This window comes from Streptomyces lacrimifluminis (genome assembly GCF_014646095.1).
Classification (GTDB): Bacteria; Actinomycetota; Actinomycetes; order Streptomycetales; family Streptomycetaceae; genus Streptomyces; species Streptomyces lacrimifluminis.
Map to the genome: position 1 here is coordinate 55322 of NZ_BMMU01000004.1, position 15416 is coordinate 70737.

Here is a 15416-nt window from a genome sequence, read left to right on the forward strand (position 1 = left end):
TGGTTGTACGTGGGACTGTGCCCGGTGCGGCGAGTGGGGGTCCCCCCTGCCGGAGGCTGGGGGAGCGTGCATGGCGCCGCCAGGCACGCAGGGATGTGACGACAGGCCCTAGGTCTGCCCCACCAGGGTAATGCCCTTGTCAGGGGGTGCGGAAGAACACCGCGACGGATCTTCCCGGAACGGCGAACGTGCCCGAGTCCCGGTCGTACGTGGCTGACTTGACGACGGGGTCCGCTCCCGCCCGCAGCACGGGATGCAGCGCGTACGAGGTCCCGGCGAGCGGGCCGACCCGCTGCTCACTGCGCTCGGGGGTCGCGTTGAACACGATGACGAGATCGCCGAGTTGCATGGTGATCACGCCGGGCGTCTCGTCCTTGCCGGACAGTGGGAAGGAGAGCTTCGACTGCACCTGTCCGGCCGTGTCGAGGGAGAAGTCGCTCTCCGTCGTACGGATTCTCAGCAGATCTCGGTACGCGGCCGAGGCCCCCTCGATCTGTGGGCAGCCGACCGTGATGGTGGACAACAGGGGCTTGGCGTATGGCCACTTGGAGGCGTTGTCGGCCGCCATGGGCAGCCCGCGTCCGAAGCCGTTGCTGTTGCCGTTGCCGTTGCCGTCCGCGCAGTTCCAGTGGATGGCGTTGAACCAGTCACCGCTGTCGTAGGAGTTGCGGTCGAGGGACTTGGAGCGCAGCAGGTCGCTGCCTGCCTGGGAGAGGGACGGCCCCTGCGAGAGGGCGGCCGTGGCCATGGCGAGGACCTGCATACGGGCCCGGTCGGCGGCGCTCGTCGTGGCGGGCAGTTTGAAGGCGAGCGCGTCGAACAGTGACTCGTTGTCGTGCGCGTCGGCGTAGGCGAGGGCGTCGCCGGGCGCATGTGCGTAACCGGCGGGCTGTCCGTTGTAGTCGACCTGGGCGCCGGTGACCTCCTCGCCGTCGGTGCCGGTGAACCGGTAGGCGGCGAGGTTGCCGGACAGGCCCACCTTGATCAGGTCCTGGTAGTGCAGAAGGCGGGCCTTCTGTTCGGCCGAAGTGCCGTTACCGGTGGACGAGTTGGGGTCGGTGTACAGCCCGGACGCGAAGCCCTGGACGCCCGGGTCCTCGTCGAAGGGGCCGCCGCCGCGCACGGCGTCACGCGCCCGGTCGGAGAAGGTCGCGACACCCGTCCCCGCCATGTTCTTCTGCGTGGCCTGCACGAAGCGGGCGTCGTCGGCGACCTCGCCGAAGTTCCAGCCCTCCCCGTACAGGATGATCTTCCTGCCGTCGACGCCGTCCTTCTTGAGGGTGAGCGCGTCGAGGGCCTTCCTGACCGCCAGGATGTTGGCCTTCGGGTGGTGACCCATCAGGTCGAAGCGGAAGCCGTCGACCTTGTACTCCCTGGCCCAGGTGACGATCGAGTCGACGACGAGCTTGCCCATCATGGTGTTCTCGGGCGCCGTGTTGGCGCAGCAGGTGGAGTTGGCGACCGACCCGTCGGCGAGGAGTCGCTGGTAGTAGCCGGGGACCACCTTGTCGAGGACACTCGTCTTCGCCTGGCCACTGGCCGGGGTGTGGTTGTAGACCACGTCCATGACGACCCGCAGCCCGTCGCTGTTGAGCGACTTCACCATCTGCCGGAACTCGACCGTGCGCCGCGTCCCGTCCGGGTCGCTCGCGTACGAGCCCTCCGGAACGGTGTAGTGGTACGGGTCGTAGCCCCAGTTGTACGCGTCCTTCGCGGCGATCCTCCCGACGCATGCCTGCTGCTGGTCGGAGTCGGCGGCGTAGGAGGACAGGTCGCAGTCGACGGTCGCCTGGTCCGCCTTCTTCTCGGGGATGGTGGCGATGTCGAAGGCGGGCAGGAGGTGCACGTACGAGGTGCCGGCCTTCGCCAGTGCGCGGAGGTGCCTGGAGCCGTCGCTGTCCCTGTCGGTGAAGGCGAGGTAGGTGCCCTGGTCCTTCGCGGGCACGGTGTCGTCGGCGACCGAGAAGTCCCGGACGTGCAGTTCCTGGATCTGGGCGTCGGTGAGCGGTACGGCCTCGGGCTTGGTGTACGACGTCCAGCCGCCCGGCGCCAGGGACCTGTCGTCAAGGTCGACGACGAGGCTGCGCTCGGAGTCCGCGGTCAGGGCGACCGAGTAGGGGTCGGTGACCTCGTTGGTGACGATCTTGGCGACGCTCGGGGCCCAGACCTTCACGACGTACCGGTAGGGCTTGTTCTTCCAGGACTTGCCGCCGGTGACGGACCAGACGCCGGTGGTGTCGTTGCGCTTCATGGCTATGCGGGTGCCGGCGAGGTCGAGCTGCACCGACTGGGCTGTCGGCGCCCAGACGGCGAGCGTCGGACGGCCCTTGCCGAATGTCGGCCCGAGGTCGGCGCCCGATCCGTCGTAGAGATCGTCGAGTACACCGGCGAGTTGAACGCCCGTCGCCGCGAGCACCGCGCCGTTCGCGGCCCGTTGGGAAGCGACGGCCTGGCCGCGCAGGGCCTCGCGGACCCGGTCGCGGTCACGTGGGTCGACCGTCCAGGCGGTGTACGCCTTCAGATGCGGGAACCTCGCCTTCTGGGCGTCGGTGAGGGCCGCCTTGGTGAGGCGGAGCCATCGCTCGTCCGTGCTGGTCAGCGCGCCGTCCTTGGCCGCGATCGAGCCGGTGCGGGAGTACAGCAACTGGGTGGAGGCGGCGGTGTCGTCGCCGTTCCAGGCGACGGTGTTCCGGTCGATCCAGACCGCCTTGGAGGTGGTCAGGTCGAGGGCGGCCGAGCTGCCCACGGGCTGCGGGAGCAGGTACTTCTCCTGGCCGTTCAGAAGCCAGACCTCGTGTCCGTTGGTCTTGAGGTCGAGGGCCTGGTCGGTGGAGAGGTCCTTCTCGTCACCCTTGTGGATGAGGTAACTGAGGCTGGTGGCACCGGCGTTGAGCGGTACCTCGTAGACCGCGCCGTACGCGTCGGTCCGCACCGGCTCCAGGGGCTTCGACCAGTCCGTGGGATGCGCGGCTCCGGACCAGACGTGCAGACCCCAGCCGTCGTAGTTGCCGTCGGCCCGGTGGTAGTGGAGGACCGCCTTGGACGTGTCCTGGGCGGGATAGTCGGCGGTGGGCTTCTGGGTCAGGACGACTTCTTTGCCCTGCTCGACCCAGATCTCGCCGGTCTTCGTGACGTCGATCGAGCGGTCGGTGGAGACGTCCTTGTTGCCGTCCTTGTCGATGACGAGGTAACTCACGCTGGAGGCACCGGGCTTGAGCTTGACGTAGGCGAAGGCGCCGTACGCGTCCCGCCCGACGAAGTCGTGGCCGGCGGGCCAGGTCGTGCCCTCGCCGTCGGCGATGTCGCCCCAGGCGTACAGGCGCCAGTCGGTGTAGTCGCCGTCCGCGCGCTTGTAGTGGACGACCGCGTGGTCGCGCGAGGAGGCCGTGGGGACCTCGGGGGCGGGCAGGGTGCCCGTGGTGGAGGTCGCCATGGCGCTTGCCGTGCGTCCGGCGCGGTCGATCACAACAGCCTTGTAGCGCAAGGGTGTTCCGGGGGCAACGTCCTTGGCGATGGTCTGGGTGACCCGGTAGGGCGCGTGGTCGGCGGAGCCGAGGGTCTGCCACCTGCCGTTGCCGGTCTGGGCGGCGAAGACGACGCGGTTGAGCTGCCCGCCGTCGACGTCGGCGGTGATGTTCACGGTGCCGGTGGCGCCGGTGGGCGGGGCGGTGAGGGTGAGGGAGGGCTTGGTGGCGGGGGTGGCGAGCCGGCCGGCGGCCTTGAGGACGATCGCCGTGCCGGGCGGGACGGTGACGGTGAGCTTCCTGTCGGTGCCGCTCGTCACCTTGGCGTGGGTCCCGTAGATCCCCTTGAAGGCCATGTCCGCCGAGCCGGTGGGGAACGTCGCCGTCTTCGCCTCGGGCGCGTTGTTGAAGGCCACGACGTACTCGGTGCCGGACCGGGCCTCGGTGCGGGAGAAGGCGTAGACGCCGGCGCCGTCGGCCGCGTGGCGCTCGGTCTGGACGCCGTCGGCGAGGGCCGGGTTGGCCTTGCGGAGCTTGGCGAGAGCACTGATCTGCTGGTAGAGCGGTGCTCTCGTGTCGTAGGCGTCGCTGGCGTGCGTGCGGTCGGTGCCGAGCTCGTCGTCGTCGAGGTAGTCGGTGACCTTCGAGGCGAACATCGTCTGGCGGGCGTCCTTGTCACCGCCCGCGCCGGTGAAGCCCTGCTCGTCGCCGTAGTAGACGACCGGGTTGCCACGGCTGAGGAACATCAGCTCGTTGGCGAGCCTGTCCTTGGCGAGCAGTTCGGCGTCGGTGGCCTTCGGGTTGTCCTGTCGCAGGAAGGACCCGATCCGGCCCATGTCGTGATTGCCGAGGAAGGTGACCTGCTCGTACGCGTTGGCCTTGTCGGTCGTGTACTTGTGGTCGTCGCCGAAGACCGAGGCGAGCTTCCGCGCACTGCCACCCTGGGAGGCGTACGAGCGGGCCGCGTCCTGGAAGGGGAAGTCGAGCGTGGAGTCCAGACGGCCCTGGGTGACGTACGGCGAGGTCACGGACGTGTCGGCGGAGTAGACCTCGCCGAACATGAAGAAGTCGTCACGGCCCTTCCTGGCCGCGTACGCGTCCAGCGCGGTGGCCCACTGGGTCCAGAACTCCATGTTGACGTGCTTCACGGTGTCGATCCGGAAGCCGTCGATGTCGAAGTCCCGCACCCAGCGCTCGTAGATCTTCTCCATCCCGCTGACGACCTCGGGACGCTCGGTCCACAGGTCGTCGAGCCCGACGAAGTCGCCGTACGTGGCCGACTCACCGGCCCAGGTGGAGTCGCCCCGGTTGTGGTACATCGTCGGGTCGTTGAGCCAGGACGGGACCTTGGCGTTCTTCTTCGCGGCGGGGACGACGGGCGTGCGCGGGAAGGAGTCGGTGTCGACGGACGGGAACTCGGCCTTCCCGTCCGCGTGGTCCGCGTCGTCGAACGGCTCGCCGTCCTTGGTGAGATACGGGAAGGCGCCCTTGGAGAGGTAGTCGTAGGACTTCTGCTCGTGGTCGACGACGTCGGCGGTGTGGTTGGTGATGACGTCGAAGAAGACCTTCAGGCCCTTGGCGTGTGCCTTGGAGATGAGGGTTTCCAGGTCCTGGTTGGTGCCGAAGTGCGGGTCGACCTGGGTGAAGTCCGTGATCCAGTACCCGTGGTACCCGGCCGAGGCGTCCGCCCCGGTCCCCTGCACGGGCTCGTTCTTGAAGATCGGGGCCAGCCAGATGGCGGTGGTGCCGAGGCCCTTGATGTAGTCGAGCCTGTGCGTGAGGCCCTTGAGGTCGCCGCCCTGGTAGAAGCCCTTGTCGGTGGGGTCGTAGCCGGTGGCGAGGCGTGAACCGGTCAGGCCGCCCTTGTCGTTGGCCTTGTCCCCGTTGGCGAATCGGTCCGGCAGCACGAAGTAGAACTGCTCGCGGGTGAGGTCGTTGCGGGCGGGCGTCTTCGCCAGCTTCGCGTCGGAAGGGGGCGCGGGCGGTGTGGCGGCCCCCGCGGCCCCGGCGGCCAGGGGCTGGACGAGGGCCGCGGTCAGCGCGGTCACGGTGAGCGCGGCGACTCGTCCGGCGCGGGCGGTACGGGATGTAGGGGATGTACGGGTGGTACGGGCAACGCCGGCTGTACGGGCTGTACGGCGCCCTGTCGGCGACGGCCATCTCGGTATCACGGATGGACTCCTTGCGATCACGGCTCTTCGGGTCCGACCCCGCGCGACCGTACCGCCGCCGAAAGGTTTACAGCAAGGGTCGTGAAAGTAACAGAAAGAACTTTCAGCAGGTGGACTTGCCCGCGTAGATCGCGAGGGCGGCGTTGGAGCCGAGGGTCGCGGTGAACTGACCCGAACTGTTCACGCTCACCGTCGTGTTGCTCTGCACGTTGCAGTACGTCCCGGCGGGCAGCGAGGTCTGGTAGGTCCGACTCAGGCTGCTCGACTCGTGGTTGATGGCGACGTACCCCTTACCGCCCCGCCCGAAGGCGATCGCGTCGCCTCCGTTGTCCCACCAGTTGGTGACGGACTCGCCGCGCACGGCGTTGCGGAAGGCGACCATGCGCAGGATCTCCGGCCAGGCGTGCTGGCACTTCCAGCCGTCCTGCCAACAGGCGTTGACGGTACCGCCGTTGGGCGGGCCCGCGTCCGTGTCGGAGAACTCGTACCCGGAGTTGATGTCCGGGGCGCCGTACGGGTACGCCAGCATGAAGACGTTGGCGAGGGTGTAGTTGGCGTTGTCCTTGTAGCTGAGCGTGCTGCCGTTGCGCTCGGTGTCGTGGTTGTCGACGAAGACACCGGCGACCGAGCCGCTCATATAGCCCCAGCCCTCGCCGTAGTTCTTCAGGTAGGCGAGGTTCTCGTTGTTGAAGACCCGCTTGAGGTCGTACGCGTAACGGAACTCCTGGACGTCTCCGTTGCCCGTGTACTCGGTGGGCTGGACGGCCTCGCCGCTGCCGAAGATGGCCTCCTGCTTCCAGTACACCGACGGGTTGCTCAGCCGGGACTTGATGTTGGCCAGGTCGGCCGCCGGGATGTGCTTGGCCGCGTCGATGCGGAAGCCGTCGACGCCGTACCCGAGCAGGGAGTTCATGTACCCGGCGATGGCCGAACGGACGTACTCCTCACCGGTGTCGAGGTCGGCGAGCTGCACGAGCTCGCAGTTCTGGACGTTGGCGCGGTTGGTGTAGTCACTGATGGTGGCCGTGCAGTTGTCGAAATCGTAGGAGGAGTACAGACCTGGGTAGTTGTACTTCGTGTACGACGAACCGCCCGTACCGGTCCCCGATCCCGCCGACATGTGGTTGACGACGGCGTCGACGACGACCTTCACACCGGCCGCGTGGCACGTGTCGATCATGCTCTTGAAGGCGGTGGCGTCACCGAGTCGGCCCGCGATCCTGTAGCTCACCGGCTGGTACGAGGTCCACCACTGCGAGCCCTGTATGTGCTCGGCGGGCGGGGAGACCTGGACGAAGCCGTAGCCGGCGGGCCCGAGGGTGTTGGTGCACTCCTTGGCGACCGAGGCGAACTTCCACTCGAAGAGGACGGCGGTGACGTCCCTGGTGCCGGGCGGGGAGGCGTTGGCGGCGCCCGTCGGGACGCCGAGCGCGATCGACGCGCCCGCCACGAGGGCGAGCGCGCCGGAGAGGGTTCTACTGGCCATGTGGGGTCCTTCTCCGTTGAAGGTCCAAGCAAGATCTCTTACCGGTTCTTGCTGCAAGATGGCTGAAAACTTTCAACCGACCGCAAGGTACGAGCCCACTTGTCCAACGGTCAACCCTTGGGACACAGCGACGGAGGGCCTGCGCCCCTGTACGGGTCGCAGGCCCTCCAAAACCAGGAGATTTACTCCTACCGCCTGGTCAGCACGGGGGTGACGGTCGGGAGCAGGTCACGCAGGTACCAGCTGCCACTGCTGGTTGGCGCCGCCGCCGGCGGTCCACTGGACGACCCTGGCGTTGTCGCCGGTTTCCCAGCCGTACACGTCCATCGCCAGGCCGCTGTCGTGGCTGGTGACGGTGAAGTACCCGTCGCCGTTGGGGCGGAGGTACCACCGCTGGTTGGTGCCGCCGGAAGGCGTCCACTGCTGGAGCTGGAGCCCGACGGTCGAGGAGTAGCCGTCGACGTCGAGCGCCTTGCCGCTTCTGACGTAGGTCAGCGTGTACGCGCCGCCGGGGGCGGTGTTGACGGTCCAGGCGCCGCCGTCCGCCTTCTGGACGACCAACGCGCGGTCCGCGGTCGAATCACCGGCCACGGCGAGCGCCTTGCCGCTGTTGCGGTTGACGATGCGGTAGTTCGTGCCCGCCACCGGTTCGTTGGCGATCACGAAACGGTCGATGGTGCCATAGTCGTTCGTCGCGGCGGCCCGCTTGGTGCCGGTGACGCGCACCTTGATCGTGTGCGTGCCGGAGGTCAGCCGGGGACTGGTCCACACCGCGACGTCGCCGGCGCGCGACGCCGAGTACAGGTCGACCTGCGCCTCGGTCCCGCCGTCGATGGAGACACCCACGATGCCGTGGCTCGGCGCCGTTACGGAGCGCAGGGTGACGCCGGTACCGGTGAAGCTCAGCGTCGCCGCGTCGCCCGCGGTGTCACTGTAGGAGTTCGTACCGGAGTACGTGCCGGACTCGCCGGTCGCGTGGCCCCAACCGCCGTTGTAGGTGACCGTGCCGGCCGCGTCGTCCACCGTGGTCGCCGCGCTGCCGGCGGCGCCCAGGTTGAGGTACTGGACCGAGTCGGTGAACGTGGTGCTGCCCGACTTCGTGGTCGACAGCACCAGGTACACGCGGGAGCCACTGGCCGGCGCTGTGAACGAGATCGGCCGGGTGACCCGGGAGCCGAGCGGGATGGTGAGGGACTCGTTTCCGGACGCGACGACCGTGCCGTCGGGCCTGTCCAGGCGCGCCGTCCAGTTGAAGCCGACGGACGTACCGCTCAGGTCGTCGTTGAAGACGGTGATGTTCCGGTTGACGGTGCTGTTGTGGGCGTAGGAGTCCACCTTCTCCGGGAGCGGGAAGGTGCCGTTCTCGTCCGACTCGCCGGAGGCCGACCAGTAGGGCAGGTCGACAGCGGCGATCGGGTTGAACGCGGCCTGGATCCGCTGGATCTGCGGGTTGCTCCACGGGGCGGACAGGTTGTTCTCACCGTAGACGGGGTTACCGCCCTCTTCGAGGATGAAGTCGGTGCTCTTCACGCCGGGTACGAAGCTGGCCCAGCCGGACAGCAGGGTGTAGGGGCGCAGGTCGCTGGCGTCCTTGGCGCGCTTGGCGATCGTCGTGGTGGCGAACCACTCGAAGCCCTGCTTGGTGTTGGCCTTGTTCCAGACGTACTCGCCCTCGCCGTCGGGCCGGCCGGCCAGGTCGGCGCGCGCCTCGCCGTACTTGCCGATGCCGTCGATGTAGTGCGAGAAGACGGCGAAGTTGCCGTTCAGCAGGTTCGGGTACGGGTTGGTGTTCCAGGCGGTGTCGACGCTGACCGGCCGGGTGCCGTCGTTGCCGTTCATCGCGTTGTACAGGTCCCTCTCGAAGGACTCGGAGTCGAAGCTGCTGATGTCGTTCTCGTTGCTCTGGCTCCAGCGGATGATCGAGGGGTGGTTGCGGTCGCGCAGGGTCAGTGCCTTGGCGTGGTTGACCATGTTGTCGTGCCCGGCGACGAAGTCCTGACAGCTGCAGGTGCCGCGGATGGCGGTCTCGTCGATGATCATCAGGCCCATCTCGTCGGCCACGTCGAGCATGTACGGGCTGCCCGGCTCCTGGTGGATGCGGACCACGTTGTAGTTGAGCCGCTGGTAGTTGTCGACCGCCTGCGGCCAGCCGCCGTTGCCCGCGGACGGCGGGAGGAAGCCGGGCAGCGTGTCGAAGGCGTCACCCTTGCCGCCGTTGTCGATCCGGTCGTAGTTCGCGCCCTGGAGGCTGTCACCGCGGAAGTTCACGCGGACGCCGTTGACGTAGTAGTACTCGCCGTTCTGGGTGGTGTCCCGGAACCCGAACCGGTAGGTGGCGTCGCTGGTACGGCCGTCGTCGGTGGACGCGTGCACCGACAGCTGGTGCAGCTGGGCGCGGTACCCGGAACGGTAGGGCACGTTCGGCCACCAGTACGAGGAGGAGCCGAGGTTCCACGCCACCGGGCCGACCGTCACCTTGGCGGTCGAGTGGGCGGCCACGGTGACCGTGCGGCTGGGCAGCGACGGGTAGGTGAACGACCCACCGCCGTCCGAGGCGAGCGAGCCGGTCAGCGTCACCGACCGCGAGTTGCCGGAGGTGTTCGTCACGGAGACGTCGTAGGTGAGGGTCTTGTCGGCCACGGAGGTGCGGACGAACGCGTCGCTGACGTGTACCGCCGGGTAGACGCGCAGGAACGCCGAGCGGTAGATGCCCTGGGGGATCGCCTCGGACCAGTTGGCGGCGTCGGGAACCAGGGTCTGGTTCCCACTCGCGTTCTTCAGGCCGTAGCGGCCCTTGACGTTCACGGTGATCGTGTGGGTGGTGCCGGGGGCGGCGAAGGCGGATATGTCGAAGTTCGACGGCGTGAAGGAGGTGGTCTGGGTGCCGACCACCTGTCCGTCCACCGACAGCGTCGCCTCGTGGTTCACCGCGCCGAACTCGATCCACACCGACTGCGGCTGACCCGAGTTCGGCACGGTCACGGTGCGCGAGTAGGTCGCCTCGTTCACGTCGGTGAAGCCCTGCTTGTACCAGCCGCCGCCGGGCACGTTGATCGACGTCGCCGCGCGGCCCTTCGGCGTGAAGCCCCAGGTTCCGGCCAGGTCGACCGACCTGATCGCGCCGTTGCCCGCGGTGAACCCGTTGATGTCGGTCACCGTCGTGGCGGCTGCCGACACCGGCGCGGCGGCTGCCGACACCGGCACCGCCAGCACCCCGGCAAGCAGCGCCGTGACGGCCACGAACAACTGGGCGAAACGTCTACGGCGTGGCGGCGGACCGTGCTGATGCATGAGTACTCCTCGGTGTGCGGATCCGAAAGAATGTGAGCGCTAACATCCGCCACCCACGGACTGCTCCGGTTGTCACTCCCGGGATGGCGAACGCGATCGACGACTGGCTCTCGCTCAAGCCCGTCGCGGTGGGTGGGGGTCCGTGCCGGACGCGGGCACGAGGGCAACTGGCGCCATCGCGAAGCAATATGACTGGACGTCAGCAAACGGGCGGCTACCGCCATCACTCAAGAACATGCGGGCCCCTGTCTGATGCGTCGAGGAGACGGCCCGGCTCCCCATGACAGCAACCGGAACATGGGAGGTATGTATAGGACGCATCGGAAGTGTTGTCCATACTTCACACAGAAAAGATGATCACAAAGAGGGCTTACCTGCGGTTACAGTGAATTCAATGTGAATCCGTGACGGCACAGTCACCCAACGTCTTCCCGAGTCATAGGACGTATTGCTACCCTGCTGCCGCCATGTGAGCGCCCACATGGGCGACGAGGAGGACATCGAAACCCTGATCCGTACCCACGCGAGGTACTCAGGTTGAACTGAGTACGTACGCTCTGGCCGGCCACGAGGTGAGCCGGAACGCTGGGGTCATGGAAAGACAACTACCGAAGCCCGTTCGCCAGTTGTTGCCCGTCCTGGTGCTGGCCGGCATGGCACTGGCGGCATGGGCCGCCTGGTTGGGCTGGGACCAGCGGCACGACGTGCACGCTGACGGCTCGACGACCGGCCCGTACGAGGCGTGGCAGGTGATCGGGCTGGTGCTGACCCTGCTGGCGCCCGTGTACTGGGCGGCGTCCCGGCGCCACTTCCCGGGCGCTGTGCTCGGCACCACGGCCGGACTGACGGTCGCCGCCTTCTACGACTGGTCGGACGACGCCAGCGGACTCTTCATGGTGGGGGTGGTAATGATCATGATGGGAAGCCTCGGCGCGACCGCCGCCGTTTCCGCTGTGACCGTCGCCCTGAAGCGAGAAGGCCCCTCGACCGTCGCAACGCAGTAGGGCCCGCCACCCCGAACCGGGCGGCGGACCCTGCGAGTTCGACCGCAGGCGCCTGTGCGGGCACCTGCGGGAATGTCAGACCGTCGTCCACCACACAGTCGTGTCCGCCGACAGCTTCGCCTCGTCCTGCGCCACCGTCACGTCGCCGCTCGCGACCAGGATCTCGCCGTACGCCGGGATCGTGACCGCCTCACCGCTGGTGTTCGCCACGCACACGAACTCACCGCGCCGGAAGGCGAGGACGCCCTGCGGAGCCCGCAGCCACTCGACGGAGTCGCCCGCGCCGAGGCCGGGGTGTTCGCGGCGGGCGGCGAGGGCGGCGCGGTACAGCTCAAGGGTGGAGCCGGACTCCCCCGTCTGCGCCTCGACGCTCAACTCGCCCCACTCGACGGGCTGCGGAAGCCAGGAGCCGCCCGCACCGAAGCCGTACGACGAGCCCTCACGGGTCCACGGGATCGGCACCCGGCAGCCGTCGCGGAAGCCGTCCTGGCCCTCGCCCCGGAAGTACGCGGGGTCCTGGCGGACCTCGTCCGAGAGGTCGACGACGTCCGGCAGGCCCAGTTCCTCACCCTGGTAGACGTACGCCGAGCCGGGCAGCGCCAGCATCAACAGGGTTGCCGCGCGGGCCCTGCGCAGGCCCAGCGCGCGGTCTCCGGCGAGGCGGATCTGGGTGCCCAGGCCGGGGTCGTTGGCGAAGCGCGTCGCGTGGCGGGTGACGTCGTGGTTGGACAGCACCCAGGTGGCGGGGGCGCCGACCGGGCGCATGGCGTCCAGGGTGCGGTCGATGACGACCTTCAGTTCGGCCGCGTCCCAATAGGTGGCCAGGTACTGGAAGTTGAAGGCCTGGTGGAGTTCGTCCGGGCGGACGTAGTTCGCCGTGCGTTCGACGGTCGGGGTCCAGGCTTCGGCAACGAAGATCCGCTCGCCCGCGTACTCGTCGAGGACCAGGCGCCATTCGCGGTAGATGGCGTGTACGCCGTCCTGGTCGAAGAACGGCATGACATCGTTGCCCAGCAGCTTGAGCTGGTCGTGGGATCCCAGGTCCGGGAGGCCCGCCGCCTTCACCAGCCCATGGGCGACATCGATACGGAAGCCGTCGACGCCCATGTCGAGCCAGAACCGCAGGACCGACCGGAACTCGTCCCCGACCGCCGGGTGTTCCCAGTTGAAGTCGGGCTGCTCGGGCGCGAAGAGGTGCAGGTACCACTCCCCCGGGGTGCCGTCCGGCTCGGTGATCCTCGTCCAGGCCGGGCCGCCGAAGATGGACTCCCAGTCGTTGGGCGGGAGTTCGCCGTTCTCGCCCTTGCCGGGGCGGAAGTGGTAGCGGTCCCGCAGAGGTGAGCCGGGGCCTTCCGTGACCGCCCGCTTGAACCACTCGTGCTGGTCGGAGGAGTGGTTGGGGACCAGGTCGACGATGATCCGCAGGTACAGTTCGTGGGCGTCGCGGATCAGGGCGTCGGCGTCCAGGAGGTTGCCGAACATCGGGTCCACGGCCCGGTAGTCGGCGACGTCGTAGCCGGCGTCGGCCTGCGGGGAGGCGTAGAAGGGGCTGAGCCACACGGCGTCGACGCCCAGGTCGCGCAGATACGGCAGCCGGGTGCGTACGCCCTCCAGGTCGCCCATGCCGTCGCCGTTACTGTCGGCGAAGCTTCGGGGGTAGACCTGGTAGATGACCGCGTCGCGCCACCAGTCTCGGTGGGCGGCGGCGGGGGCGGCGGAGGTCGGGGCCGGAGCGGCGGAGTGCTGGCTCATAACGTCCTTGATATGTAACGGAGTTCGGGTCACGGGGTGGTTTCTGGCTGCTTTGAGGCTGCGGGCCGGTGGGGGCTTGTCGCGCAGTTCCCCGCGCCCCTAAAGGCTAAAAGCACGGGGCGCGGGCCGAACCGTCGGACATTGGCGGACGCGGTGGCAGCGGGGTCGGATGGCCACCGCGTCCGCCACCCGCGCGGCAGATGACGCGCGGGAGTTGGCTGGGCCGGTGTCAGCCCTTGGTGCCGCCCGCCGTCAGGCCCGTCACCAGGTTCTTCTGGACCAGGTAGAAGAAGGCCGAGACGGGTATCGCGACCAGTACCGCGGTGGCGGCCATCAGGTTGCGCTGGGCGTCGTGCTCGCTGACGAAGCTCTGCAGGCCGACCGCGAAGGTGTACTTCATGTCCGACAGCATGAACGTCGAGGCGAACGCGACCTCGCCGAACGCGGTGATGAAGCTGTAGAACGCGGCGACCGCCAGGCCCGGTTTGGCCAGCGGCAGGATCAGCCGCGCGAAGGTGCCGAAGGGGGTCAGCCCGTCGACGCGTCCCGCCTCGTCGATCTCGAAGGGGATCGTGTCGAAGTATCCCTTGAGCAGCCAGGCGCAGTACGGCACGGCCGTCGAGCAGTAGACGAGGATCAGACCGAGGTAGTTGTCGATGAGCTGGAGGTCCGAGAGGATCTGGTACATCGGCACGATGAGTACGGCGATCGGGAACATCTGGGTGACCAGCAGTACCCACATGAACTTGCGGTAGCCGGGGAAGCGCATCCGCGAGACCGCGTATCCGGTGGTCGCCGCGACCATCACCCCGATGACCGTCGTACCGAGCGAGACGATCAGCGAACTCTTCATCCAGTCGAAGAAGTTGGTGTGCTGGAGGACGAACGAGTAGTTGTCGAACGTCATCTTGTCCCAGATGCCCCCGGGGTGGAGGTAGTCGTCCTTGTCCGGGCCGAGGGACAGGTAGAGCAGCCAGGCGATGGGGAAGAGAGCGACCAGGCTCGCGACGGTGAGGAGTCCGTGGGAGGCGAGGGTGGCCGCGAGGCCACGGCGCCCGCGGGGCCTCGGGGCGGCGGCGCCGTCGGCCGGCTTCGACGGTGTGGGCTTCTGAACGGTCGTTGCACTCATGGGGACTTGGGCTCCTGCCTCAGATCGCGAGCTGCTGCTCATCGCGGTTCAGCCAGCGGCGGTAGAAGGAGGTGAAGACGACGAGGATGGCCAGCAGCAGCATGCCGTAGGCCGCCGACTGCGCGAAGTCGCGCGGCTGTTGGCCGAAGCCGAGGTAGTAGGCCCAGGTGACGAGGATCTGCGCGTCCGGGGCGGTGTTGCCGAACAGCAGGAAGATCACGGCGAACTGGTTGAACGTCCAGATGATGCCGAGGAGTACGACGGTCGAGCTGACGGAGCGCAGGCCCGGCAGAGTGACGTACCGGAACCGCTGCCAGGCGTTCGCCCCGTCCATGTCCGCGGCCTCGTACAGCGTGGAGTCGATGGACTGGAGGCCGCCGAGCAGCGAGACCATCATGAACGGCACACCGCACCACGTGTTGACCATGATCGCGGCGAACCGCTGCCAGAAGGTGTCCTCCAGCCACAGCGGTGACGGCAGGTGCACCGCGTCGAGCATCGTGTTGATGATGCCGCCGTCGGCGAGCATGAACCGCCAGCCGAACACGGTGACGAAGGTGGGCACGGCCCACGGCAGGACCAGGATCAGCCGGTAGAAGGTGCGCCCGCGCAGCTTCTGGTTGAGGAGCAGGGCCAGGCCCAGGCCGATGCAGTAGTGCAGGGCCACACAGAGCGCGGTCCAGACGATCGTCCAGATGAAGTGCGACCAGAAGCGGTCGTACGCGGTGTCGCCCCACAGGATGTCGGCGTAGTTGTCGAAGCCGATGAACTTGTAGGTGGCGTCGATGTGGTTGACGCCGATCGTGCGGGCGGAGTTGAGGCTGTTGGCGTCCGTGAGCGTCAGGTAGAGGCCGCGCACGAGCGGGTAGAGCACGAGTCCGCCGAGCACGACGACCACGGGCGCGATCATCGCGTACGCGTACCAGTACTTCTGGTACGCGTGCTTGAGACGATCGAGCCGTCCGGGACGCTGCCCGGGCTCACCGCGGCGCTTGCCGGTCGCGCGGTCGATGGCGACTGTCATGGTTCGACACCTTCTGGAAGATCAAGAAGACCGAGGGGGTACGGCCGACAGGCCGATGACCGTCGGAACCGTCCCCCGGGTTCGACCGGGCGGTT

The 15416-nt window shown here is 67.9% G+C and carries 7 protein-coding genes; 1 reads left to right on the forward strand and 6 read right to left on the reverse strand.

Annotated elements, in window-relative coordinates:
• Window positions 1–139 precede the first annotated feature (139 nt).
• From pulA to IEY89_RS07835, 3 genes are all read right to left on the reverse strand, one after another.
• The gene (gene pulA, locus IEY89_RS07825; RefSeq protein WP_373287205.1) at window positions 140–5635 is read right to left on the reverse strand and encodes a pullulanase-type alpha-1,6-glucosidase; all 5496 of its coding nucleotides are present in this window, start codon (window positions 5633–5635) and stop codon (window positions 140–142) included.
• Window positions 5636–5738: 103 nt separating this feature from the next.
• Window positions 5739–7121, reverse strand: coding sequence for an alpha-amylase (locus tag IEY89_RS07830; protein WP_189146560.1), 1383 nt, complete (start codon window positions 7119–7121; stop codon window positions 5739–5741).
• A 228-nt stretch (window positions 7122–7349) separates the two neighbouring features.
• Window positions 7350–10412 (reverse strand): RICIN domain-containing protein, encoded by a 3063-nt coding sequence (locus IEY89_RS07835; RefSeq protein ID WP_189146561.1) that lies wholly within the window; start codon window positions 10410–10412, stop codon window positions 7350–7352.
• A gap of 593 nt (window positions 10413–11005) precedes the next feature.
• On the opposite strand from IEY89_RS07835, the gene IEY89_RS07840 reads away from it, so the two are divergent.
• A complete protein-coding gene (locus IEY89_RS07840) occupies window positions 11006–11416 on the forward strand; it encodes a hypothetical protein (protein WP_189146562.1) in 411 nt (136 codons plus the stop codon).
• Between the two features lie 75 nt (window positions 11417–11491).
• Here IEY89_RS07840 and IEY89_RS07845 read toward each other — a convergent pair whose 3' ends face one another.
• The 3 genes from IEY89_RS07845 to IEY89_RS07855 all read right to left on the reverse strand — a co-directional run bounded on the left by IEY89_RS07845 (window position 11492) and on the right by IEY89_RS07855 (window position 15321).
• The gene (locus tag IEY89_RS07845) at window positions 11492–13168 is read right to left on the reverse strand and encodes a glycoside hydrolase family 13 protein (protein ID WP_189146563.1); all 1677 of its coding nucleotides are present in this window, start codon (window positions 13166–13168) and stop codon (window positions 11492–11494) included.
• A 229-nt stretch (window positions 13169–13397) separates the two neighbouring features.
• On the reverse strand, window positions 13398–14297 hold the full coding sequence (locus IEY89_RS07850; RefSeq protein WP_189146564.1) for a sugar ABC transporter permease: 900 nt from the start codon (window positions 14295–14297) through the stop codon (window positions 13398–13400).
• A 19-nt stretch (window positions 14298–14316) separates the two neighbouring features.
• On the reverse strand, window positions 14317–15321 hold the full coding sequence (locus IEY89_RS07855) for a carbohydrate ABC transporter permease (protein WP_189146565.1): 1005 nt from the start codon (window positions 15319–15321) through the stop codon (window positions 14317–14319).
• Window positions 15322–15416: the final 95 nt, after the last annotated feature.